This is a genomic window from Geofilum rhodophaeum (genome assembly GCF_002210225.1).
In the GTDB taxonomy this organism is placed as follows: Bacteria; Bacteroidota; Bacteroidia; order Bacteroidales; family Marinilabiliaceae; genus Geofilum; species Geofilum rhodophaeum.
In genome coordinates, this window is record NZ_MWUJ01000009.1 from 48,635 (window position 1) to 73,392 (window position 24,758).

A 24,758-nucleotide genomic window follows, 5' to 3' on the forward strand; every position below is an offset into this window, starting at 1 on the left:
CACCCTCTTAGGCCGGCAATCCTCCCACCTAATCTGTTGAGACCGGCATGAGTGAAGAGATCTTAAAGACGCTGATGCAACTGTTTGCTTTGGTATCCTCTCCCAGCCAAAACGAGGACAGCCGAAGAAAGGTGGTGGAGAATTATTTGGCGCAGCAGCTCAGCAGCACCCGTACCGGAGAATACCTGGCCATGTACGATGGCTATATGCGCCAGCAGGAAACCCGCTTGCGTGAAACGACCCATCTAAAAAAAAGATATGCGGCCAGCTCTGTTAAGATTCTTCGTATTGCTACCACCATCAATGAAGAACTGAACCATTACCAAAAACTTATCGTATTGATTCAGTTGCTCGAGTTTTTGAGCTCGGGAGAAACGGGAATGAGTGACCTGGAAACGGAGTTTGTTGATTCTATTGCGTCGACCTTTAATGTAGCGGAAGAGGAATACCTCCAAATTAAGGGCTTTCTTACCGGTTCCTTTGCCCTTCCTCCGGAGGCCCCCAACAGCAACCTTTTGGTAGTCACCGACAGCAAAAATCACTACCGGCAGCAGGGCTACCTCTACCAAGAGCATTTGCAGAATGAAATCCGCATCTTAAACATTCACTCGGGCAACCTGATGCTGGTGCGCAGCAAGAAGGCAGGCAATCTTACCATCAACGGCCAAATAGTTCAACCCGGAAAAGTGTACATTATGCGTCCGGGCAGTTCGCTTCGTTTGCACGGCAGCTCTCCCCTTACTTTCACCAGTATTGCCTCCCGTTTCTACAAAAAGCAGGAAGAAGAGGCCCTGGCTTTTGAGGTGGAGAACATGACCTTTAGATACCCCAACAGTGAAGGAGGATTGCATCCGGTGAGTTTCTGTTCGGCCTCCGGCAGTCTGGTCGGAATTATGGGGGATTCAGGTGCCGGCAAAACTACGCTTATTAATTTACTTACCGGCGCGCTTAAACCGCACAGCGGAAGTGTTGCCATTAATGGCACCATCATTCATGAGGAAGCCTGGCGAACCAAGGGCCTGATTGGTTATGTTTCGCAGGACGACCTTTTGATGGAAGATCTTACGGTTTATCAAAACTTATACTACAACGCCACCCTTTGTTTCGACCATATTTCAAAACCCAATATAAAACGCAAGGTGCTTTCCTTGCTGAAGACGCTGGGCCTTTATGAAATAAGAAACCGAAAGGTGGGCAATCCGCTCAACAAAAAACTGAGTGGAGGACAGCGAAAACGACTCAATATTGCACTGGAACTTATACGTGAGCCTGCTGTTATTTTTATGGATGAACCTACGTCTGGACTGTCCTCGCGCGACTCGGAAAACATCATGGATCTCCTTAAGGAGCAGGCGCTGAAAGGGAAGCTTATTTTTGTTGTTATTCACCAGCCCTCCTCCGATATCTTTAAGATGTTTGATCAATTGCTGGTGCTCGACTCGGGCGGCTATTTGATTTACAATGGGGAGGCGGTGGAAGCGATCAATCATTTTAAAGATTGCATCAATCACATCAACAAGGAGGAGAGCGAATGTCCGGTTTGTGGTAATGTAAATCCGGAGCAAATACTGACCATCATCAACAACAATGTACTTGATGAATACGGCAATCCTACGGGAGAGCGAAAAGTCAGTGCTTCGGAGTGGTACCAGCTTTTCCGCAAAAGGAAAAGGGACAAAACAAAACCTCCTTCCGCCAAGGCTACTAAGCTGCCGGAGGTCAATTTTAAAATTCCGGGCAGATTAAAACAGACGCTTATTTTTATGCAGCGCGATCTGATGGCCAAATTGTCGAACCGCCAATACATGGTCATCAACCTGCTCGAATCGCCCCTGTTGGCACTTATCCTGGCCGCTCTGGTGCTCTATTTCGAGGGGGACGCCAACAGCAAGGGTTATGTCTTCAGTCAAAACCTGAACCTGACCATTTATCTGTTTATTGCGGTCATTATTGCCATCTTCATTGGGCTTTCGGTAAGTGCCGAAGAAATAATTAACGATCGCAAGATATTAAAACGGGAGGCTTTTTTAAGTCTATCGAGACTGAGCTACCTCAGTTCAAAATTTTTTATCCTCTCGATTATTTCAGCCATTCAAACCGCCTTATTTGTCCTGGTAGGAAACAGCATTATGCAGATAAAGGATATGGGACTTGCCTATTGGCTGGTGCTTTTTTCGGCTTCGGTTTTTGCCAACCTGTTGGGCTTGAACATCAGCGACAGTTTCAAAAAAACGGTCAATATTTACATCCTGATTCCTTTTTTAATTATTCCACAACTGATTCTCAGTGGAGTATTTGTTAACTACGACCAACTTAATCCCCGCTTGTCGTCGCAACGCAGCATCCCCTGGTACGGCGAATTGATTACTGCCCGCTGGGCTTTTGAGGCCCTGGCTGTAAAACAGTTTAATGAGAACCGCTACCAAAAAGAGTTCCTTACTTTTGAACAACTGAAAAGCAGGGCCACCTACCGGAAGGATTATTGGGCACCCGAAATGACTACTGTGCTTGGGCGCTGGGAAAAATGCCAGGAAACGGAAGAGAAAGTAAAACTGGAAAACCTGCTTAACAACGAGCTTCGTAAGCATCTGCAAGAGCTCGATAAAGAGGCGATTACTTTAGCAGAATTGCAACTGCCCTACGAGCCACCAACTACTGCATCCCCCGAAGTCTTGCTGGAACACATCAAGCAGGTACGCTCCTTTTACATCGGACTATTTAACCAGGCCGATGCGGCTATGGAGGCCCACAAACAGAAACTTATCCAGGAAAAGGGAGGAGAATATCTTCGACATCTTCGCGCGCATTACCACAACGACAACCTGGAGCGTTTTGTTCGACGCAGTGACAATTTCTCCCTGCAAAGGGTGCTTGTTTTGGAGGAGGAAATTGTACAAAAGTTTGACCCCATTTACCTGCATCCCTCCTTTCCTTTTGTCAGAGCGCACTTTTTGGCACCGGTTAAACGTTTGGGAGAGGCCAGCTATTCTACATATGCGGTTAATGTAGCTGTGATTTGGATCTTCAACGGTCTGCTGTTTATTCTCCTATACAGCAAGGTGTTTCAGCAGCTCTTTCTTTTGGGTGGACGCCTCAAACGCCACTTGATGGCGCGGTGGACGAAGTAAAGCACCCCCTCAGCTCACGGTAAAATGTAAAAAAGTCCGGACGTCCTATCGGACGGTCCGGATTTTCAAAGATTTTCTAAGCGCTTCTGAAAACAGAATTACTCTTCCAGCTCGATCATGGTGAAGGGGATGTTTATGATGGACTGGTAATCCTCACCAGCCTCAAACATGTCCTCATCGTCTTCTTCGTAGTACCAATTGATGTGTATCTTGCTGCCCTTTTTGTACAGCAACTCCAGTTTTTTAAAAATATCCAAAATACATTTGGACGAACTGGTGTTAAAGTACTCTAATTGCACATTTACATTGGTATTATCCAAGGGGGAAGAACCATATTTATCGAGCCAGTCAATTAAAGGCTTATAAAACTCCACCGAATTCTCGGGAATTGACCGTCCTTTGATTTCGATCAAACCTTTTTCACTATCGAGCCTTACATATGGGGTTTTGGGACTCCCCTCACGAATTATTGTTTCCATATTGGTAGTTCAGCTGTTATATTAACTAATATAGACATCCATCGCAAAAAAAACAAAATGGTCGTCGTGTGGATACATGGCATACTCCAGTTTATTACCGGTCTTCCGCACAATGTCCAAAATACCAAGCCCTCCTCCACCTTTGAGACTGGGCCCCTCATTCCCCAGAATATCGCGATAAACGGTGCGCAACTCTTCGTCAGACAGGGAGTTTACCTGATCTATGCGATCACGCAAAACCTGAACCCGGTCTACTTGAACAAAATTACCCGTAGAAATGCGATAGAAGGAACGATCCCGCGCCAAAATTATTACGCCAAAACGAGGAATATTCTGAACTTTGGCCGTTGCCGGAGGTATATCCACATGGTGAAAAAGGTTTTGTATGCTCTCAACAAACACATTGTAAACCTTTTTACGAACCTTGTTTTTTTCATTCTTTAGATTAAGGCTCAACTCAATCTCACCAAGAGCTTCGGTTATCTTTTCGGAACTAATCTCCCCCATATAACGGAGCAGCACCTCGCCCTGCATCTTCTGTGTGTACCATTTTTCGATGTCGAACCCCATCCTGCGATTGTATCAAAACCTCACAAAGATATAAAATTTCATATACCGTCAACCATCCCTTATCGTTAATATGGGCCGATATGTAAAAAACCCTGTATTAAAAATGTGATTTTTTGGTTAAACGACCAAAACGAATGATCAAAAAATGCAAAAAGTCATCAGATGCCATCGCCCCCCATAAAGCCACCAAAACGATATCGCTCCTGCAGAACTTTGCTGTTGGGTGCCACATCTGAGGTTATCCATACGTTACCCCCAATAATCGAATTGGCCCCAATGGTAATTCTTCCCAGAATGGTGGCCTGAGCATAAATAATAACGTTATCCTCTACAATAGGATGGCGTGCAATACCCTTTATGGGGTTCCCTTTTTCGTCGAGCGGGAAGCTTTTAGCACCAAGAGTTACCCCCTGATAAATCTTTACATTATCGCCAATTATGGAGGTGGCACCAATAACCACGCCCGTTCCGTGGTCAATGGTAAAACTCTTGCCTATTTTGGCCCTGGGATGAATGTCTATTCCGGTTTCGGAATGAGCCATTTCTGATATAATACGGGGAATAAGGGGTACGTTTAGCTCGAGCAAGGCATGGGCAATGCGGTAATTGGTAATGGCGCGGATGGCGGGGTAGCAGAAGATGACTTCGGCACTGCTTTGTGCGGCAGGGTCGCCCAAAAAGGCGGCTTCCACATCGGTGGACAATAAGTAGCGCATTTCGGGCAACTGTTCGATGAACCGAACGGTTACCCGTGCAGCCTGTTGTTTGGCATCTGAGACTTCAAACTTATCTGCATCCTGGCATCCGAAGCATAAGCCGGCAAAGACTTGCTGGCGCAGCTTTTCGTATAAAAGTTCAACATTTACCCCAATGTAATACTGCACGCTGCCCGGCCGGGTAGGTGAATTGCCAAAATAGCCGGGAAAAATGATTTCGCGCACCAGGTCAACAATCTCTTTCATAACTGCCACCGAAGGCATCGGCTGATCGGGATAATGCCGATGACAAACCGAATGATAGGATTTTTCTTCAGACAGGGCTTCAATGGTCTTTTTCAAGGCCCGCGGGTATTCTAATGTACTCATAAGACTGTTCAATTAGGGCGTTTATATGCTTCTGTGCTCTACTTAATCGCAGGCCCCCTTTTCCTGCGATTTTCCGAAAGGGAATACCGTAGTACTCCAAATTACTTTGATAACGGTTCAGCAGATACCTTCTACGCGTTCCGTTTTCACGTACTGAATCTGCCTTCCAGGGTAAATCGGGCAGACACAAAAGAACCAAATCCGGTTTATTGCCTCGTATGGCGGCATCAAGCCATAGCGGACAACAAGCGTAAACCTCTTCGAACCAGACCTTGGTAAGAATCAGAAAGGTATCAAAAAAAACTAAGCGGTGGGTGCTGTACTCCGCTCTTTTGAGTTTACAGGCAGTAAACAATTGCCGCCGGGCAATTGTTTCCACGTCGCTGAAAGTATAGGGACGCTTGAGGTTTTCCACATAACTGCGCGCGTATTCCGGAATAAGCTCTCCCCCATAGCTTTCAGCCAGTTGTGCGCTTAAGGTCGATTTTCCGGTGGACTCAGGTCCTGTAACTACGATCCAGGGCATGGCGAGGACTTTATTGTGTTTGCTTCAAATTCTGCTTCCAACGATAATAGCCTACAACAGCCATGAGGGTGTACACCACAAACAATCCTGCAGTTATATGTAAGTCCTTATACAAATACATACCCAGGGAAACGGCATTCACAACAACCCAAAACAACCAGTTCTCGAGAATTTTTCGGGCCAGCATCCAGGTGGCCACAATGCCTCCTGCGGTGGTGAAAGCATCCCCCAGGGGTAATTCGGAAGGCGGCAAACCCAACCAAAGCGGCACGGCACGCAAGATGAAATACAAAACAATGCTGCCACCCAGCACCATGGCCAGATAGGTCAACCATCCGCGGGGCGACAAGCAACGGGTTACCAATTGGGTTTCCGGCTTAGTACTCTGCCGGCGCCCCATCCAATGAAACCAGCCGTAAACACTCACCCACAAGTAGTACACCTGCAGGCCCATATCGGCATAGAGTCGACTCTGAAAGAAAATCAACATGTAAAAAAAGGAGGTGACAAAACCTACCGGCCACAACCAGATGTTTTCACGTATGGACAGATAAAGGTAGAGCAGCGCGGATAGGGTTCCTACAACCTCCATCCAGTTTTCGGCCAGCCAATTGAATGCAGTTATCATGTTTTTCGGGTACAAGCGGATTGTACAAAGCTATAAAAAAGCAGCGACAATTACTTGAGCAGCTCCGAAAACAAGAGCTCATCGTCCATCAACTCCAAGGCCTTTTTATATACCGAAACACTGGGGTTAATCACTCGATAATAATTGTTCAAATCCCACAGATCTCTTGCCAACAGAGCTTTAAGCTGAGTTTCAATAAGGGGATCCTGTCGCAGCTCGTCCACCGTTTCAAGCTCTACTCCCGCTTCCTGACCTTCTTCCACCAGCAACTCGAGCAAACTGGTGCTCACCTCATAGTTGTTATTAAAGGTCTCAAAATCTTTATAAGTAGCCAGCAGCGTCTCCCGTTCTACGTCGAGGTAATGCATTACAGCACTGTTAATGACGCCATTACCAGCCAAAACCCTCAACTGCTCTGAATACATGGTGGTGTCCAGTGGCACAAAAACATCGGGAATGATGCCGCCACCACCTAAAACAGGACGCTTGCTGATGAGTGTTTCAAATGTAGGGGCTTCCTCCATGTGAATACTGTCTTTGCTGGTCAACTCACCACTGAGCATGCGTTGACTGATTTCGGACCGATAGGCTTCGGAACCATTTTTATAAGGCTTTTGTATACTGCGTCCCGAGGGGGTAAAGTACTGAGCAATGGTCAAACGTATTTCGGCCCCGTCGGGCATGGAAAAGGGGCGTTGCACCAGGCCCTTGCCAAAGGAACGCCTGCCAACAACCAAAGCTCTGTCCCAATCTTGCAGCGCACCGGCAACAATTTCGGAAGCAGAAGCTGAACCCTCATCTACCAGAACCATCAAACGGCCCTTTTTCCACAGTCCACCACGTGAGGAATGGTGATTTTGGCGATTTACGGCATTTCCCTGGGTGAACAAAAGGAGACGGTCCCCATCCAAAAATTCGTCAAGAATATCCAGTGCAACCTTTAAATAACCACCGCCATTTCCACGCAAATCAAGCACGAGACCTTCCATCCCCTCATTCTTCAAATCACGCAAAGCCTTGGTAAACTCATCGTGCGTGGTAGCTGAAAACCTACTGATTTTAATGTAGCCGGTTTTGGGACTGGCCATATAGGCGGCTTCGAGACTATGAATGGGAATTTTATCGCGTACCACACGAAAGCCTAGCGGCAGGCTGTTGCCGCGTCGTTCAACCGTCAGGTTAACCACGGTTCCTTTTTTCCCACGCAGTAAACCCAGCACATCGGCATTTTTTAATCCTACGCCGGCTATGTTTTTTTCGTCCACCATTACAATTCGGTCGCCGGCACGAACACCGACTTTCTCAGAAGGTCCGCCACCTATGGCAGAAACCACGGTCAGCGTATCCTGTAAAATAACAAACTCTATGCCCACGCCCTCAAAATTACCATCGAGCGGCTCGTTCATCGACTGAACATCTTCTGCAGGAATGTATACCGAATGCGGATCCAGTGTCCCCAACATAGCTTCAATGGCTTCTCTGGACATGGCTTCCGCATCGACTGTATCCACATAAAAACTGTTGATCAGCTGCCAGGCGACCTGTATGTTGTTTAATCCCGGCTGACTCCGCTGCGCCTGAAGTGTCGGTGCAGCTAAAACAAATGTAAGGAGACAAATAATATTCCAAATTCTATACTTTCTCAACATAAGCATCATTCAATTATAGTATCCCTAACGAAAAAGAGCTGCCGAAGGTTTTAGGGCAGCTCTTTTATTTACACAAATATTATTCCATCATTAATAAAACCAATACTATTCCCATTCGATGGTTGCCGGTGGCTTGGAACTGATGTCATAAACCACACGATTAACACCACGCACCTTATTGATGATTTCGTTGGAAATTCTGCTTAAAAACTCATAAGGCAAATGCACCCAATCGGCCGTCATACCGTCGGTAGACTGTACGGCTCTTAAGGCCACTACCCTTTCGTAAGTGCGCTCGTCGCCCATAACGCCGACCGACTGTATGGGCAGCAACATGGCGCCAGCCTGCCAAACCTGATCGTAAAGCCCATTGCTTTTGAGTCCCTCAATAAAAATATGATCTACTTCTTGCAGCAAGCTCACTTTTTCGGCAGTTATGTCGCCCAAAATTCGAATGGCCAAGCCCGGTCCCGGAAAAGGATGACGGCCCAAAATCGTGGGAGAAATTTGCAATTCTTTACCTACTCTTCGTACTTCATCTTTAAACAGAAGCTTTAGTGGCTCCACCACCTTAAGGTTCATTTTTTCGGGTAAGCCCCCCACATTATGGTGCGACTTGATGGTAACAGAGGGTCCGTTGACCGACACCGATTCGATAACATCGGGATAAATGGTGCCTTGCGCCAGCCACTTTACATTTTGAATCTTATGGGCTTCTTCATCGAAGACCTCAATAAATACGCGACCTATGATCTTGCGCTTGGTCTCCGGATCAGAAACGCCGGCCAGTTCGTCCAGGAAACGATCCCTGGCATCAACCCCTATCACATTAAGCCCCATGTGCTTGTACGACTCAAGCACCAACGCAAATTCATTTTTACGTAAGAGCCCGTTATCGACAAAAATACAGGTAAGATTACTGCCCACCGCCTTGTGCAGCAAAATGGCAGCGACCGAACTGTCCACTCCTCCCGAAAGGCCTAAAACAACCTTATCACTGCCCAATTGTTCTTTCAACTGACTAACAGAATCTTCCACAAATGACGCGGGACTCCAATCCTGAACGCAACCACAAATATCTACCACAAAATTCCGAAGGATTTGTAAGCCCTGAATACTGTGGTACACTTCGGGATGAAATTGAATCCCGTAGGCTTGCTTTTCGGGCACATGGTAACCGGCTACTTTTACGTCTCTGGTACTGGCAATAATTTCAAAGCCCTGGGGCAAATTCATAATGGTGTCGCCATGCGACATCCAAACCTGTGAACCGATTTCTATCTCACTAAAAAGAGGGTTTTCCCGGTTAATAAATTCAAGATTGGCACGTCCATATTCTCTGGAATCAGATGCTTCTACTGCGCCTCCGGCTGCCAGCGCCATGTGCTGCGCGCCATAACAAATGCCCAATACCGGTACCTGTCCCTCAATCTTGCTCAAATCCGGAACCGGAGCCTTTTCGTCGCGAACACTGGAGGGACTGCCCGAAAGCACAACACCTTTAACGCTTTCGTCGAGTTCAGGAACATGGTAAAAAGGATGAATTTCGCAATAAACATTCAGTTCCCTCACCCTGCGGGCAATCAATTGTGTGTACTGGGAACCAAAATCAAGAATAATAATTTTATTCTGCATCTGACGGTGGTTAATTGAAAGTTAAAGAAATATGGAACCGCAAATATACACAGAAACCCCTTAAAAATAATGCCTTTCGGCCAATTATGACCAAATTATTGGTTTTGCCAGGGCAGGTCAAAGACCCTGCCCTCGAGGGCCAGACTGCAGTTGGGAAAAACCTCAGCTGCCTCCGCCTGAAAACGCGACAGATCTTTATAGCGTGTACTGAAATGCCCCAGAAGCAAACGGCCTGCCTGAGCCTTAGCAGCGATTTCAGCGGCCTGTCGTGCGGTACTGTGAAAGGTTTTTCGCGCCAATGCTTCATCGCCATTCAAAAAGGTCGATTCGTGATAAAGCATATCTACGTTCTCAATTATTGGCACTATGCTCTCGTTGTATTTGGTGTCGGAACAAAAAGCGTAGGAGCGAGATCGCGGTCCCGGAACCGTCAGCTCCTGATTGGGGATAAATCTTCCTTCCTCGCCAACAAAATCAGCGCCCTTTTTAATGCCCGCTAAGGCACTAACAGGTATCCCATAGAATGAAATTTTCTCCTTGACAAGATGTCGGTCGTAGGGCTTTTCGCGAAACAAATAGCCGCAGGCCGGAACACGGTGCTTTAAAGGGATGGAAGTTACCGTAACCTTGTTGTCCTCATACACCAGGGAAGAAACAGAAGTGTCCACAGGATGAAAAACAACCTGATATTTCATGTCCTGGCAAAAATAAGCAAGCTGAGGCCGGTAAACCTTCTCCAGGTCGGCATGCCCATATATATGCAGGTCGGCTGTCCGCCCCAGCAAGCCCAGGGTCGATATCAATCCCATCAGCCCAAAACAATGATCGCCGTGCAAATGAGATATAAAAATATGATTGATGCGCGTAAATCTAATATGATTATTGCGCAACTGCATCTGTGTTCCTTCTCCGCAATCGATTAAAAAAAACCGCTCAGATACATTGAGCACCTGAGCGGTTGGAAATCTTTCCGAAGTAGGTAACGCAGAATTGCTACCTAAAATTGTAACGGAAAATTGCATGTAATACTATTTTGACTGCAGTGCCTTTCGCATCATTTCAATTCCATCTTCAGCAGTAGGGGCAATAGTAATAACAGTATCCAGCTGACTCACAGCGATCAATCGCTCAACTGCCGGCTGCAGACCTGCCAAAACAAAAACCCCTTCACTGTTTTTACAAAGACGATTGGCGACCAAAATGGCACTTAAACCAGACGAATCACAATAAGTACATTTGCTCAGGTCCAACAGAATATTCTTTTCGTTGTTCCCGGACAGCAAAACCAATTCTGATTTTAAGCCGGGAGCAATAGAAGTATCCAATTTTTCCTTCAGCACCTGAACCAGGTTGAAATCATCCAGTTTGTCAATTTTGAAATCCATTATTGGGTCACATTAAATTAGTATTACTCCTTGGCGTCCTTCTCATCGGCTTCCATCTGATCTTTCAGTGCAGCCAATTCAGAAATATCACCTAAGGTGGTCTTTTCCAGATTGTCCTTCAACTTTTTAACATTCTTCTTGGTGCTGGCAGCTGCTTTGGCCTGCTCGTTGCGGACCGTTTGCTCTTCTCCTTTACGCTCATCTTCGAAGATGCGTGAGTGCGAAAGAATGATGCGCTTGGCACCCTTGTTGAACTCAATCACTTTAAACTCAAGCTTCTCCTCGGCCTTGGCCTGGCTACCATCTTCCTTAACAAGATGACGGGGGGTAGCGAAACCTTCAACACCATACTGTAATGCAATTACGGCACCTTTATCGAAAATGTCAACAATGGTTCCTTCATGAATACTGTCTACAGTGAAAATGGTTTCAAAAACATCCCAGGGATTTTCCTCAAGTTGCTTGTGACCCAGACTCAAACGACGGTTTTCTTTGTCAATTTCAAGAACAACTACGTCAATGTTTTCGCCAATGGCGGTAAATTCAGCAGGATGCTTTACTTTCTTGGTCCATGAAAGGTCAGAAATGTGCACCAAACCGTCGATACCTTCTTCGATTTCAACAAACACACCAAAATTGGTAAAGTTGCGTACTTTGGCAGAATGCGTGCTGTTCAAAGGATATTTCTCCTCGATATTATCCCATGGATCGGGCTTCAGCTGCTTCATACCCAAAGACATTTTGCGCTCCTCGCGGTCGAGAGTCAAAATGGTGGCCTCTACCTCGTCGCCCACTTTCAGGAAATCCTGAGCGCTACGCAGGTGCTGTGACCAAGACATTTCAGAAACGTGAATCAGACCTTCCACACCGGCAGCAATCTCAACGAAAGCGCCATAGTCGGCCATCACCACTACTTTTCCTTTAACAATATCGCCCACTTTCAACTCCTGATCCAGCGCATCCCACGGATGAGCAGTCAGCTGCTTCAGACCCAAAGCGATACGCTTCTTCTCGTCGTCGAAGTCGAGAATAACGACATTAAGTTTCTGATCGAGCTGTACAATCTCTTCGGGGTGAGAAACACGTCCCCACGACAAGTCGGTGATGTGAATCAAACCGTCTACGCCACCCAGGTCAATGAATACCCCATAAGAGGTGATGTTCTTAACGGTTCCTTCCAATACCTGACCTTTCTCCAATTTGGAGATAATTTCTTTTTTCTGCTGCTCCAGTTCGGCTTCGATGAGCGCTTTGTGCGATACCACCACGTTTTTAAATTCGGGGTTGATTTTAACCACCTTAAATTCCATGGTTTTACCTACAAACACATCGTAGTCGCGGATGGGCTTCACATCGATCTGAGAACCGGGGAGGAAAGCCTCAATGCCAAATACATCAACGATCATACCACCTTTGGTACGACACTTAATGTAGCCTTTGATGATTTCATCTTTCTCCAGGGCCTCATTAACACGATCCCATGAGCGCAGTGCGCGGGCTTTTTTGTGTGAAAGCACCAGCTGACCTTTTTTGTCTTCCTGGCTTTCCACATAAACCTCTACCTGATCACCCACTTTCAGTTCGGGGTTGTAACGAAATTCGTTACGGCTGACAATACCGTCAGATTTAAAACCGATGTTGATTACAACTTCACGCTTGTTCATTGCAATCACGGTACCATCAATCACTTCTTTTTCAGAAATGGTCGACAGGGTTTCGTCGTACATTTTTTCAAGATCCTGCTTCTTCTTGCCATCTACAACAACTTCGTCGGCCTCAAAACTTTCCCAGTCAAAATTGTCGTCGGCGGTTTCAACGGCTTTCGCCTGAACCTTTGCATTTTGGGCCTCAGCTTGCTGCTCCTGACCCTTTTCTTCTAATTCTGCCATTAAATTTTAATTACAAAACTACTTGGTTAGACATTATATTAACTTAAAAATCGCTGCAAAAGTACGACATTTATACCAAAGAAACAGCACATAAGAGAAAAAATTACTTGCTTAAAAACAGCTTTTGCCACAACCAGAGTTGCCCGCGGCTAAAATTTTATCAAAGGCTTTATTTTTGCGGATAAAGCCGTACTTTTGGAATAATTTTGAACCAAGGAACCAGTTAGCAGCAACAAAATGAAACGAATACTTATAACCGGTGGCGCAGGTTTTATCGGCTCCCATTTGTGCGACCGGCTGATTCGGGAAGGCCATGAAGTCATCTGTCTCGATAATTATTTTACCGGAAGCAAGCGAAACATTGTTCATTTACTGGACAACCCCTTTTTTGAACTGGTACGGCACGATGTTACCCACCCATATTTTGTTGAGGTGGACGAGATTTACAACCTGGCTTGTCCGGCTTCTCCCGTACACTACCAGTACAACTCCATTAAAACCATAAAGACCTCGGTAATGGGTGCCATAAATATGCTGGGACTGGCCAAGCGTATTAAGGCGAAGATACTACAGGCGTCGACCAGTGAAGTCTATGGCGACCCCCTGGTGCACCCCCAACCCGAAGCCTACTGGGGCAACGTTAATCCCATTGGAATTAGGTCGTGCTACGACGAGGGCAAGCGCTGCGCTGAGAGTTTGTTTTTCAACTACCACCGCCAAAACCAGGTTAACATCAGGGTCATTCGCATCTTCAATACCTACGGCCCCCGCATGCATCCCAACGACGGGCGGGTGGTATCTAACTTTATTGTTCAGGCCTTGCAGAATAAACCCATTACCATTTTTGGCGACGGCACACAAACCCGCAGCTTTCAATACGTAGACGATTTACTGGAAGGAATGATTCGGATGATGGATGCTCCCAATGATTTTATTGGACCGGTCAATCTGGGTAATCCGCATGAGTTTTCGATGCTGGAACTGGCCCGGGAAGTTTTGGACCTTACCGGGTCCAAATCAAAAATAGAACACCTTCCGCTGCCGCAGGACGATCCCACCCAGCGACAACCAGATATTTCGCTGGCACAAGAACGGCTAAACAACTGGCAACCACGTGTGCAATTAAGAGAAGGCCTGACAAAAACCATTGAATACTTTGATCACCTGCTTAAAGAAAATCAAAAATAACGCGATATGAAAGGAATTATTCTCGCAGGCGGCTCGGGCACACGCCTCTACCCCGCCACCCGAAGCATTTCCAAACAGATTATTCCGGTTTACGACAAGCCGATGATATATTACCCGCTTTCGGTACTGATGTTGGCCGGCATCCGTGAAATACTAATTATTTCAACGCCCCAGGACCTGCCCCTGTATAAAAACCTTTTGGGCGATGGCCAGGATTTGGGTCTGTCCTTTAGCTATGCCGAACAACCCTCACCCGACGGACTGGCGCAAGCCTTTATTATTGGTGAGGAGTTTATTGGCGACAGTCCCGTTTGTCTCATCCTGGGCGACAACATCTTTTACGGTTTTGATTTCAGCAAAATACTGCGCGAAGCCAGTCGTTTAGAGTCAGGAGCTATGGTATTCGGGTATTACGTTAACGATCCCGAGCGTTATGGCGTAGCCGAATTTGACCGGGATGGCAGGGTACTCAGTCTGGAGGAAAAACCCAGCGCCCCCAAATCGAACTACGCGGTAACCGGCCTCTATTTTTATGGGTCGGATGTGGTGCAAAAAGCAAAAGGTTTGCGTCCGAGCAAAAGGGGCGAACTGGAGATCACCGATCTTAACCGCTTGTATTTGAATGAAGCGGCCCTGCACGTAAAACTTTTGGGTCGGGGTATGGCCTGGCTCGATACCGGAACGCACGACAGCTTGTTGCAAGCTTCCAACTACATTGCGACCATCGAAAACAGACAGGGCTTAAAAGTGGCCTGCATCGAAGAAATTGCCTACAAAAAAGGTTGGATCAGTAAGGCACAATTGCTGGAATTGGCTAAGCCTTTAGAAAAAAACGACTATGGCAAATACCTGAAGAAAATTGCGACTCTTGACCTGGGCGATATCAAAAACGAATTATAGGGACAACCAAGCGAATTATTCATGAAGATTAGAACCACTCATCTACCGGGGCTGCTTGTAATTGAACCAACCGTATTCAGCGACCACAGGGGTTGTTTTTTTGAACTTTGGAACCGGGAAACCTACAGAACACAAGGTCTCTCCGCAGATTTTGTGCAGGACAATGTTTCCCAGTCGGTAAAAAACACCATTAGAGGTATGCATTATCAACTGGCTCCCTACGCCCAGGCCAAGCTGGTGCAGGTGCTCAAAGGGAGGGTACTGGATGTTGCCCTTGATTTACGTCAGAATTCGCCCACCTTCGGTCAGCATTTTGCCATTGAACTTTCGGATGAAAACCACTTGCAATTTTTTCTGCCCAGGGGTTTTGCCCATGGATTTTCGGCCCTCAGCGAAGAGGTTGTGTTTATGTATAAGTGTGACAACTCCTATGTGCGAGAAGCCGAAAGAGGCATTAACTTCAACGACCCGGAGCTGGGCATCGATTGGAAGGTGGATCCGGACAAGGCCATTGTTTCGCCCAAAGATGAAGTATTGCCTGCGTTTAGAGAAGCGGAAATGAATTTTTTGTTTCAAGAAGATTAAATTCTGCCGACTTATGATGAAAGTATTGATCATTGGCGCAGACGGTCAGTTGGGCAGCAGCCTGTGCAGTTTGGCAGCCGGGTGCGAATTTGCTGAATTTGCTTCTACCACGCCGGCTACGCTTGACGTAAGCAGTGAAACCAACATCCGGAAAGTACTGGAGGCAAGCGATTTCAATTATCTGGTGAATTGCACCGCCTATACGGCTGTGGACAAGGCGGAAAGCGATGAAGAAAACGCCAGACGTATTAACGCAGAGGCACCAGGCTGGCTGGCGCGTTGTGCCAGGGAAAAGGGTGCGGGCATCATTCATATTTCTACCGACTATGTTTTCGACGGCAGCTCCAATAAGCCTCTGCATCCCGCCATGCCGGCCCGTCCCACCACGGTGTACGGACAAACCAAATTGGCCGGAGAAGAGGCGGTTAAAAGGGAAAATCCACAGTCGATCATCATCCGCACCTCCTGGCTCTATTCGGCCTACGGCCATAATTTTGTGAAGACGATGTTGGGACTGAGCGACCGCGGCGAGGTCAATGTTGTTTTTGACCAGGTGGGTACGCCCACTTATGCCGGGGATTTGGCCGCCGCCATTCTAGAGATTTTGGAACGCAGTGCCGAAAATCCAACACTTTTTAAAACCGGGACCTATCATTTTTCTAACCTGGGCGTGTGCAGCTGGTACGATTTTGCCCAAATGATCTTTCAGCTTTCGAACAACCGACAGGTTAAAGTAAATCCCATTAAAACAGAGCATTTCCCTACTCCCGCCCTACGTCCCGCCTATTCGGTAATGGATGTTTCGGACATCATTCACGCCTTCGATCTCGACATACCTTACTGGACGGACAGTTTGCAAAAATGCTTAAAGGAGCTCCGTAAACCGTAAAGCTTTATTATTTTTGTTGCTAAACCTACAAACAATGGATCAGATATTAGAAAACGTTAAGGCCAAGGCCCAACAGTGGCTGGATGGGGCTTACGACGAGGCCACCAAGGAGGAAGTCCGTAAAATGTTGAACAATTCGGACAACACAGAACTGATTGATTCCTTTTACAAAGATTTGGAATTTGGTACGGGTGGACTCCGCGGCATTATGGGGGCAGGCTCCAATCGGATGAACCGCTACACCATGGGGGCAGCCACGCAAGGGCTGGCCAATTACCTGAACAAGGCTTTTGCCGACTTACCAGAACGTAAGGTGGTGATTGGTCACGACTGTCGCAACAACAGTCGCCTCTTTGCCGAAACTGCGGCTCAAATTTTCGCTGCCAACGGCATAACCGCCTATTTGTTTGAGGACTTACGTCCCACCCCGGAAATTTCCTTTGCCATCAGGCACCTCGATTGCCAAAGCGGGGTCATTATTACTGCTTCGCACAACCCCAAGGAGTACAATGGCTACAAGGCTTATTGGAACGATGGCGCACAAATCATTGCCCCGCACGACACCAACATCATTGAGGAAGTCGCTAAAATTACAAGAGTAAGCGATATTCGCTTTGACGGTCCCGCCGACAGAATCAAAATACTGGGTGCTGATATGGACCGCCTGTTTATTGATGCAGTTAAAAAGATTTCCCTGAATCCCGAGGTCATTAAGCGTCAAAAAGACTTGAAAATTGTCTTCTCGCCCATCCACGGCACGACCCATAAGATGGTGCCCGATGCCTTGCGCAGTTTTGGCTTCAGCAACATCATTAATGTGCCGGAACAGGATGTGGTAAGCGGTGATTTCCCTACGGTTATTTCACCCAATCCGGAAGAACCTGCAGCCTTAAAAATGGCCATTGAAAAGGCGGAAGCTACCGGCGCGGAACTGGTAGCGGCATCGGACCCCGACGGTGACCGTCTGGGCATTGCCATTCGCAACGATGATGACCAATTTATTTTGGTCAACGGCAACCAAACGGCCCTGCTGATTACCTGGTACATGGTGAGCCAATGGAAGGAAAGAGGCCTGCTTACCGGCAAGGAGTTTATTGTGAAGACCATTGTTACCACCGAGCTGCTCAAAGAAATTGCCCTGAAGAACGAAATCGGCTTCTTCGATACCTACACGGGATTCAAATGGATTGCCTCAGTAATTCGTGAGCTGGAAGGAAAGCAAAAATACATTTGTGGCGGGGAAGAAAGTTATGGCTTTTTGCCGGGCGATTACGTACGCGACAAAGACTCTGTAGGGGCCATTTGTATGATTGCAGAGGTGGCTGCCTGGGCAAAAGACCAGGGCAAAACGCTGTACCAGCTTTTGAAGGACATTTACATTGAGTACGGCTTCTCCCAAGAGCGTTTGATTTCGATCGTTAGAAAGGGAAAGGCAGGCGCTGACGAAATAAAGGCGATGATGCAGGATTTCCGAAGCAATCCGCCCGCCACACTGGGGGGCTCCAAAGTGTGCCTGGTTAAAGATTACAACACGCTTAAAGCCAGCAAGCCATTAACAGGCCAGAGCGAAAAGTTGGATTTCCCGGCTACTTCGGATGTATTGCAGTTTTTCACGGAGGACGGCTCCAAAATCTCGGTACGCCCCTCAGGAACAGAACCTAAAATAAAATTCTATTTTGAGGTAAAAACGGAAATGGCTGCCCGGGAAGATTTTGAGGCAGCGGGCCAAGCCGGGAACGAAAAAATCGACCGTATTGTAGCCGATTTGAAATTAAGCTAAAAAGCGGGCAAGCATCGGCCCCATTAAAAAAGAGTCCTTTCTGCGATGGCAGAAAGGACTCTTTTTTAACCTGCTTTATTCATAAGTTGTCGTTATGAATAATGCAGGTTAAATCAGTCCCCGAAAAACTCCTTGGGAAAATTGACAAAATACAGTCGCTCAGTAGCACGAGTAATGGCGGTGTACAACCAGCGCAGCATTTCGCGCCCCAGGTGTTCTTCGGTAAAATAACCCAAATCAATAAAAACAGCCTTCCATTGTCCACCCTGAGCTTTGTGACAGGTCATGGCGTAGGCAAATTTCACCTGCAGGGCATTGTAAAAGGGGTTTTCGCGCACCAGCGCATACTGTTTCCGCTTCGATTGCACATCCGGATAATCCTGCAATACCTCATTCAAAAAAGTTTCCTGCTCCTGCTGCGACAAGCCGGCACCTGCGCTTTGCAGGCTGTCGAGATTCACACGCACATCTACTTCCACGTTGCGGTAATCAACCAGCTCGCAACTTAAATCGGCAAAACGATGACCATAAAGGTCGTGATGCTTTTGAACACGCAATACACGGGCAATGTCGCCATTGGCAATAAAACTAATTTCCTTATGCTCTTTTATCCAGTGGTAATTGTTCTTCATCACCAGCAGATAGTCGCCACTGGTTAATTCATCTTCACGATAGAGAACCGAATTGCGTATCCCCTGGTTAAAAAGATTGGCTCTTTTGTTGCTGCGGCACACCACGAGCGTTTCCTCCAAGCCGTACTGATCGTAACAATAATTCAATTCTTCGAGCAATTCTGCCCCACTTATACTGTGCACATCGGCAAAACCCTGGGTATGCAACCGGGGATACACCTCTATGTCTTCAGCGCTGTCCAACAAGGCTCGTAAATGCGTGGCGTTAGTCAAAATGCCGCCCCCCTCCTGCTGACGCACCACATCGGTCAACACACTTTCATGTACTGTGGCACCGTGCGCCTCCAGTTCTGCTTTCTCGAGGGCGGGACTCATGGCAATGCCCACCGGAGGCAGCTGGGCGGTGTCGCCCAGCAGCAACAAACGGCAGTTCTCTCCACTGTATACAAAGCGCAATAAATCATCGAGCAGGCGGCCCGAGCCAAAGTGGGCGCTACCATAATTATCGTTGGCAATCATGGAAGCCTCATCTACAATAAAAAGCGTGTCTTTATAGAGATTGTCGTTCAACTGAAAGGCACTGAAAGCATCGCCACCCTGTTGCCGGTAAATGCGTTTGTGAATGGTATGGGCGGGCATGCCGACATAGGCACTCAATACCTTGGCGGCACGTCCGGTAGGTGCCAATAAAACCGATTTGATGCGAAGCGATTGCAGGCTCTGTACAAAAGCCTGCATGAGAGAGGTTTTTCCGGTACCCGCAAAGCCCCTCAGCAAAAACAGGGGCATGGGTCCCCCGGTCGCCATAAAATCAGCGATATTGGCCATGGCCGCGTGTTGAGAGGGCGTAGGCTCAAATGTGAAATACGATTGAAATCTGTTAAAAATATGTTCTTTCAGCATTTTTTCGGTAAATAAAGCCACAAAAAAAAGTGGATTGATTTTTTTTTGTAAATTTGTGCTACGTTTCAAAAACAAAATGATAAAGATAATGAAAACAGTATTCCAAATTCTATTGACCATTGCGATTCTGGTGCTGGCGTACTTTTGCGTGGACAGTATCAACAGGCCTTTGAAATTCAAAGACGAACATGAATACAGACGCGCTAAAGTAATTGAACGTTTGCAAGACATCCGTTCGGCTCAGGTAGCTTACCGCACCGTTAATGGCAATTATACTGCCGATTTCGACAGCCTGGTAGCTTTTGTAGCCAACGATTCTCTGCCCTTGGTCAGAATGGAAGGCTCCCTCACCGACAGTATGTTGAATGCCGGTATGACTGAAGCAACTGCGCTACGTATGGGCATCATTAAGCGAGATACCACACGTATCAGCGTAATGGATTCCCTGTTCAACAAAAAACATTGGATTGTAGATTCTCTGCCCTACGTTCCCTTCACCAACGGAAAAACCAAATTTGAGTTGGGCATTGCAACCATCCTAACGGCCTCCCAGGTGGAAGTCCCTGTTTTTGAAGCCAAGGTACACAACAACATTTATTTGGAAGGACTGGAAAAGCAGGAGGTCATCAACATCAACGATCGTCAGCGCAAACTGGAACGTTATCCTGGTCTTAGTGTAGGCTCCCTTACTGAAGCCAATAACAATGCCGGTAACTGGGAATAAGCATCTTAGATATGAATGAACCCTTTTCGTTTGTTGACGATTCCTTTGACCCGATTATCAGTTCATCGTATTACTTATCCATCCAGGTCAGCCTGGATGGATTTTCTTTTTGCATTCTGGACCCGGTTCACAACAAGTATTTACAAATACAACACTTTCCTCTGGAAGCAAATCGCCCCATCAACAAACAGGTAGAAGACTGGTTCCGGCAAATCGAAAAACTCAATCTGCCCTTTAAAAAGACCCTGATACTCCTGCCCTCTTCCAAAGGTACACTGGTGCCCACTCCGGTATTTGATGCAGCGCAACCCGAAGATTGGATACGTTTTTGCGGCCAATTGAGTGAGACGCAGACCGTCCACTACAACAAAATTGCGATGGCCGATGCCTACAATGTTTTTCCGGTGGAAGCAGAACTGGAAAGGCTGCTGAAAAAACAATTTCCGAATCCCCGAATAATACACCAGAACACCCCCATCATCGAAGGCAATTTATCCACCAAGTTGGGAAGTGGTAACAATACAACTCTTTTCATAAACTTACACAGCTCGTGCTTTGATCTTCTGGCCTTCAGCGACAACAGTCTTAAACTGTGCAACAATTTTCCCATCAAAAGCGAAAACGACTTCATCTATTTCACCCTCTTTGCTTTTGAGCAACTGAAGCTTAATCCCAATGAAGTGGAGGTTATTTTAAGTGGACACCACCCTCGTTTCGATGCTTTAGGCAAGGAGCTGTCGCGCTATTTACGCCATGTTGCCCCAAGCTCTCTGCCTCATCATTTCCGCTACAGTCACCTCTTTCGTTCTCTAAATGCACCCCAGTTTTACAATCTGCTTAGCTTGCCTGTATGCGTATAGTCAGTGGTTCCTTTAAAGGTCGGCGTTTTTCGCCACCCAAAAACTTCAGAGCCCGTCCCACAACCGATACAGCACGGGAGGCTTTGTTCAATATTTTGGCCAACAACATCGATTTTGAGGAGTTGGAAGTTTTGGACCTGTTTGGTGGAACCGGTGCCATCAGTCTGGAATTTGCCTCCAGAGGGGCTAAAGCGGTTACTTGTATTGAGAAGGACTTCCATCACCAGAAGTTTATTCGGCAGTGTGTGCAGGACTTAAAGCTGGAAAACATCATTCAGGTTATTAAAGCAGATGTTTTTACGGTACTGACCAAAGGAGAACTGAAACCTTGCACACTCATTTTTGCCGATCCGCCGTTCGACTTACGCAATTTTGATAAAGTATTGCCAGCTGTTCTGGATAGCGGCCTGCTCATTAACGAGGGACTCTTTATATTGGAACACGGCCCCGACCGCAATTACAACACACATCCTGCCTTTGAACAACTTCGCAGCTACGGCAAAGTCAACTTTTCCTTTTTCCGCCCTCTGTAAGTCCAACCAGCCCCCTACCAGGCATAGGGGGACTAACAAACTGCCTGAAAACAAAAAACCGTTCAACTTTTATAGCTGAACGGTTTTTGCGGTCTGGACGGGACTCGAACCCGCGACCCTCGGCGTGACAGGCCGATATTCTAACCAACTGAACTACCAGACCAAGCAATTCAATCTTTTAACAAAATGTTGGCGGTCTGGACGGGACTCGAACCCGCGACCCTCGGCGTGACAGGCCGATATTCTAACCAACTGAACTACCAGACCAACAAATCAATAAACCTTAAAAACCTTCTGGCGGTCTGGACGGGACTCGAACCCGCGACCCTCGGCGTGACAGGCCGATATTCTAACCAACTGAACTACCAGACCCATTGATTTGTCTAACTATTGCCCTTTCCTTCAAAGGCGTTGCAAAGATAACGCTTCTTTTGATTTTTCCAACACGGGCATTCACTTTTATGCCCCCATTTTGCACTTTTTTTTCCTGCTGTAAGTCAGTAAATCCGCAGCTTTCGGACCATCAGTCCGCCCGTCCCCATTAAGCTGCTGGTATGTCGCCACTTGCAAAACAAATAAGCACACCGGCTCTTTTAAAACAAAAGAGGCTGCCGATTTAACGACAGCCTCTTCGTGTTTAGCTAAGAGACAAACTGTTGAAGTTTGGTCTCTGAAAATTAGTCCACGTAACGGTCCACTTTATTCAGTAAGCCCTCTACGGTAATAATCTCCAAATAAGTAGTTCCACCACCTATTCCGAAGCTTCCACCCAAATAAGCGATTAAATCATCGTTACCCATAACTTCCTTCTTCTGAAGTTTACGTACGGTTTTTTGAATGATCTCGCTTTTAGAGCTTCCGGGCTCGGTCAAACGGGGGAAAACACCATAAGACAGCGCCAGCTCACGACCGACCCGCTTATTGTAACACATGGCCATAACAGGCTGTGGCCCGCGGAAGGCAGCGAGGTAACGGGCAGTTTTACCGGTGAGACTGTCGGTAAGCACCGCTTTAATGGGCAACTCCATAGATGCCTTGGCTGCAGTGTCGGCCAAATAGGCAGTGATATCGTTTTTGAAAACTTCTACCGGTATGTCGTTTCTGGAATCTTTAGCAGCTTCCACTTCCTTAGCAATACTCGACATGGTTTTAACTGCTTCGATGGGGTAATTTCCATAAGCCGTTTCACCACTCAACATAATGGCATCGGTACGGTAATAAATGGCGTTGGCCACATCGGTAACTTCTGCGCGGGTAGGTCGGGGGTTCTTGATCATACTGTGCAGCATCTGAGTAGCTACAATGACCGGCTTCTTGGCCTCAACGCACTTGCGAATCAACTGACGCTGAACCAAAGGAATTCTTTCCTGAGGAATTTCGATGCCCAAATCGCCACGAGCCACCATAACACCATGTACCACTTCAAGAATTTCGTCGATGTTTTCAACACCTTCCTGATTCTCAATTTTAGCAATGATTTTAATTTGACTGTCGTGAGCATCCAGAATCTCCTGAATGGCCAGCACATCCTGCGCATTTCTAACAAAAGAGTGGGCAATAAAATCAATGTCCTTCTCAATAGCATAGTGAATAAACTCCAGGTCACGCTCGGTCAGGGAAGGCAGATTAATACGTACCCCAGGAACGTTAACACTTTTGCGACTGCCCAGTACTCCGTTGTTGAGCACTTCACAATGCAATTCGTTTCCTTGTACTTCTTCAACTACAATATCAATTTCACCATCATCGAATAAGATATGGCTTCCAACGCCAACATCCTGGGTAATATCGGCATAGGAAACGCAAATAACATCCTTGTTCGAAAGACCTTTAGGATTTCCTTTAATGATGACCTTCTCACCGGTTTTCAGATGAATATCACCGTCTTCACATTTGGTTGTTCTGATTTCAGGTCCTTTGGTATCCATCAAGAGTGCAATCTTTTCAGACACCTCCCGTACATTGGAAACCAAACGATCCAGCCCCTCAAAATCCACATGCGCAGTGTTCATGCGGACAACATTCATTCCAGCCTTGTACAGCTTCTTTACAAAATCCACATCGCATCTTAAATCAGATACAGTGGCCACAATTTTAGTGTGCTTCTTCATCGAGAAAAGTTAATTATGATCTTAAAAAATTGAAGAGAAATACGCATTAATCAGCATAGTTAATTAGAGCATCCAACGCCAGGTTGTACGAATACAAACCAAAACCACCAACAACGCCCTTTACAACAGGCGACAGAAAAGAGTGATGTCGAAAGCTTTCCCTCTTGAAAACATTGGAAAGATGAACCTCTACAGCAGGAGCAGGTACAGCAGCAAGCGCATCGGCCAAAGCCACCGAAGTGTGGGTGTAAGCCCCTGCGTTAATTACAATGCCTTGCACATCAAAGCCGTATTGATGAATACAATCAATCAGCGCACCTTCGCTGTTCGATTGAAAATAAACCAGATCAAGTTTTGGATAGTTTTGCTTCAACACCTCCAAATGCGAATCAAACGACTGACTGCCATACACATCGGGTTCTCTAACACCCAACAGATTCAAATTTGGCCCATTAATAATCAGTACCTGCATTGTATCAAAGCTTATTGTAAAACTAACCAGAGGCTTTCAGCAACAACGCTCCTCCTGGTTAAGCTGCCGCAAAAATAAGACAAGTGTTTGAAATAAAAAAATATGGCATACGTTAAACTTTTTGTAAAAACATTTGCTTTTACCTAAAAAAAAGTCGCAATTTTAGGCAATCATTATCAGTTGGTAATTTATATTTACTTTTGTGGT

The 24,758-nt window shown here is 46.6% G+C and carries 22 protein-coding genes and 3 tRNA genes; 9 read left to right on the forward strand and 16 right to left on the reverse strand.

What is annotated here, in order from left to right:
- Window positions 1-47: 47 nt before the first annotated feature.
- Window positions 48-3,128 (forward strand): ATP-binding cassette domain-containing protein, encoded by a 3,081-nt coding sequence (locus tag B4W65_RS09775; RefSeq protein WP_088654974.1) that lies wholly within the window; start codon window positions 48-50, stop codon window positions 3,126-3,128.
- Window positions 3,129-3,226: 98 nt separating this feature from the next.
- On the opposite strand, the gene B4W65_RS09780 is transcribed toward B4W65_RS09775, so the two are convergent.
- From B4W65_RS09780 to rpsA, 10 genes are all read right to left on the reverse strand, one after another.
- Window positions 3,227-3,607 (reverse strand): DUF1987 domain-containing protein, encoded by a 381-nt coding sequence (locus B4W65_RS09780; protein WP_088654975.1) that lies wholly within the window; start codon window positions 3,605-3,607, stop codon window positions 3,227-3,229.
- Window positions 3,608-3,628: 21 nt separating this feature from the next.
- A complete protein-coding gene (locus B4W65_RS09785) occupies window positions 3,629-4,177 on the reverse strand; it encodes a SiaB family protein kinase (RefSeq protein ID WP_088654976.1) in 549 nt (182 codons plus the stop codon).
- Window positions 4,178-4,335: 158 nt separating this feature from the next.
- Window positions 4,336-5,262, reverse strand: a complete 927-nt coding sequence (epsC, locus tag B4W65_RS09790) for a serine O-acetyltransferase EpsC (RefSeq protein ID WP_088654977.1) — start codon at window positions 5,260-5,262, stop codon at window positions 4,336-4,338.
- Window positions 5,219-5,788, reverse strand: a complete 570-nt coding sequence (locus B4W65_RS09795; RefSeq protein WP_088654978.1) for an AAA family ATPase — start codon at window positions 5,786-5,788, stop codon at window positions 5,219-5,221. The genes epsC and B4W65_RS09795 overlap by 44 nt, the downstream gene beginning before the upstream one ends.
- 10 nt (window positions 5,789-5,798) lie before the next feature.
- Window positions 5,799-6,416 (reverse strand): nicotinamide riboside transporter PnuC, encoded by a 618-nt coding sequence (gene pnuC, locus B4W65_RS09800; RefSeq protein WP_088654979.1) that lies wholly within the window; start codon window positions 6,414-6,416, stop codon window positions 5,799-5,801.
- Window positions 6,417-6,466: 50 nt separating this feature from the next.
- Window positions 6,467-8,065, reverse strand: coding sequence for a S41 family peptidase (locus tag B4W65_RS09805; protein WP_088654980.1), 1,599 nt, complete (start codon window positions 8,063-8,065; stop codon window positions 6,467-6,469).
- Window positions 8,066-8,170: 105 nt separating this feature from the next.
- Window positions 8,171-9,700 (reverse strand): glutamine-hydrolyzing GMP synthase, encoded by a 1,530-nt coding sequence (gene guaA / locus B4W65_RS09810; protein WP_088654981.1) that lies wholly within the window; start codon window positions 9,698-9,700, stop codon window positions 8,171-8,173.
- A gap of 95 nt (window positions 9,701-9,795) precedes the next feature.
- Window positions 9,796-10,722 (reverse strand): ribonuclease Z, encoded by a 927-nt coding sequence (locus tag B4W65_RS09815; protein WP_088654982.1) that lies wholly within the window; start codon window positions 10,720-10,722, stop codon window positions 9,796-9,798.
- A gap of 6 nt (window positions 10,723-10,728) precedes the next feature.
- Window positions 10,729-11,085 (reverse strand): STAS domain-containing protein, encoded by a 357-nt coding sequence (locus B4W65_RS09820; protein WP_088654983.1) that lies wholly within the window; start codon window positions 11,083-11,085, stop codon window positions 10,729-10,731.
- Between the two features lie 23 nt (window positions 11,086-11,108).
- Window positions 11,109-12,974: a 30S ribosomal protein S1 gene (gene rpsA / locus B4W65_RS09825; protein WP_088654984.1), complete on the reverse strand. Its 1,866-nt coding sequence runs from the start codon at window positions 12,972-12,974 to the stop codon at window positions 11,109-11,111.
- Between the two features lie 237 nt (window positions 12,975-13,211).
- Here rpsA and B4W65_RS09830 point away from each other — a divergent pair, with 237 nt between their 5' ends.
- From B4W65_RS09830 to B4W65_RS09850, 5 genes are read left to right on the forward strand one after another with little or no spacing between them, the layout of a single operon-like run.
- The gene (locus B4W65_RS09830) at window positions 13,212-14,162 is read left to right on the forward strand and encodes a UDP-glucuronic acid decarboxylase family protein (RefSeq protein ID WP_088654985.1); all 951 of its coding nucleotides are present in this window, start codon (window positions 13,212-13,214) and stop codon (window positions 14,160-14,162) included.
- Between the two features lie 6 nt (window positions 14,163-14,168).
- Window positions 14,169-15,062 carry a glucose-1-phosphate thymidylyltransferase RfbA gene (gene rfbA, locus B4W65_RS09835; RefSeq protein WP_088654986.1) on the forward strand — a complete coding sequence of 298 codons (894 nt, stop codon included), beginning with the start codon at window positions 14,169-14,171 and terminating at the stop codon, window positions 15,060-15,062.
- 21 nt (window positions 15,063-15,083) lie between these two features.
- On the forward strand, window positions 15,084-15,647 hold the full coding sequence (gene rfbC, locus B4W65_RS09840) for a dTDP-4-dehydrorhamnose 3,5-epimerase (RefSeq protein WP_088654987.1): 564 nt from the start codon (window positions 15,084-15,086) through the stop codon (window positions 15,645-15,647).
- Window positions 15,648-15,660: 13 nt separating this feature from the next.
- Window positions 15,661-16,536: a dTDP-4-dehydrorhamnose reductase gene (gene rfbD, locus B4W65_RS09845; protein WP_088654988.1), complete on the forward strand. Its 876-nt coding sequence runs from the start codon at window positions 15,661-15,663 to the stop codon at window positions 16,534-16,536.
- A 34-nt stretch (window positions 16,537-16,570) separates the two neighbouring features.
- Window positions 16,571-18,316, forward strand: a complete 1,746-nt coding sequence (locus B4W65_RS09850; RefSeq protein ID WP_088654989.1) for a phospho-sugar mutase — start codon at window positions 16,571-16,573, stop codon at window positions 18,314-18,316.
- A 113-nt stretch (window positions 18,317-18,429) separates the two neighbouring features.
- Here B4W65_RS09850 and B4W65_RS09855 read toward each other — a convergent pair whose 3' ends face one another.
- Window positions 18,430-19,851, reverse strand: a complete 1,422-nt coding sequence (locus B4W65_RS09855) for an ATP-dependent DNA helicase (protein ID WP_088655077.1) — start codon at window positions 19,849-19,851, stop codon at window positions 18,430-18,432.
- An 88-nt stretch (window positions 19,852-19,939) separates the two neighbouring features.
- Here B4W65_RS09855 and B4W65_RS09860 point away from each other — a divergent pair, with 88 nt between their 5' ends.
- From B4W65_RS09860 to B4W65_RS09870, 3 genes are read left to right on the forward strand one after another with little or no spacing between them, the layout of a single operon-like run.
- Window positions 19,940-20,575, forward strand: a complete 636-nt coding sequence (locus B4W65_RS09860) for a hypothetical protein (RefSeq protein WP_088654990.1) — start codon at window positions 19,940-19,942, stop codon at window positions 20,573-20,575.
- A gap of 11 nt (window positions 20,576-20,586) precedes the next feature.
- Window positions 20,587-21,435 carry a DUF3822 family protein gene (locus B4W65_RS09865; protein WP_088654991.1) on the forward strand — a complete coding sequence of 283 codons (849 nt, stop codon included), beginning with the start codon at window positions 20,587-20,589 and terminating at the stop codon, window positions 21,433-21,435.
- Window positions 21,426-21,968 carry an RsmD family RNA methyltransferase gene (locus B4W65_RS09870; protein ID WP_088654992.1) on the forward strand — a complete coding sequence of 181 codons (543 nt, stop codon included), beginning with the start codon at window positions 21,426-21,428 and terminating at the stop codon, window positions 21,966-21,968. The genes B4W65_RS09865 and B4W65_RS09870 overlap by 10 nt, the downstream gene beginning before the upstream one ends.
- Window positions 21,969-22,057: 89 nt before the next feature.
- Here B4W65_RS09870 and B4W65_RS09875 read toward each other — a convergent pair.
- The 5 genes from B4W65_RS09875 to aroQ all read right to left on the reverse strand — a co-directional run bounded on the left by B4W65_RS09875 (window position 22,058) and on the right by aroQ (window position 24,551).
- Window positions 22,058-22,131, reverse strand: a tRNA-Asp gene (locus B4W65_RS09875).
- 27 nt (window positions 22,132-22,158) lie between these two features.
- Window positions 22,159-22,235, reverse strand: a tRNA-Asp gene (locus B4W65_RS09880).
- Between the two features lie 28 nt (window positions 22,236-22,263).
- Window positions 22,264-22,340, reverse strand: a tRNA-Asp gene (locus B4W65_RS09885).
- A gap of 305 nt (window positions 22,341-22,645) precedes the next feature.
- Window positions 22,646-24,079 carry a pyruvate kinase gene (pyk, locus tag B4W65_RS09890; protein ID WP_088654993.1) on the reverse strand — a complete coding sequence of 478 codons (1,434 nt, stop codon included), beginning with the start codon at window positions 24,077-24,079 and terminating at the stop codon, window positions 22,646-22,648.
- 46 nt (window positions 24,080-24,125) lie between these two features.
- The gene (gene aroQ / locus B4W65_RS09895) at window positions 24,126-24,551 is read right to left on the reverse strand and encodes a type II 3-dehydroquinate dehydratase (protein ID WP_088654994.1); all 426 of its coding nucleotides are present in this window, start codon (window positions 24,549-24,551) and stop codon (window positions 24,126-24,128) included.
- Window positions 24,552-24,758: the final 207 nt, after the last annotated feature.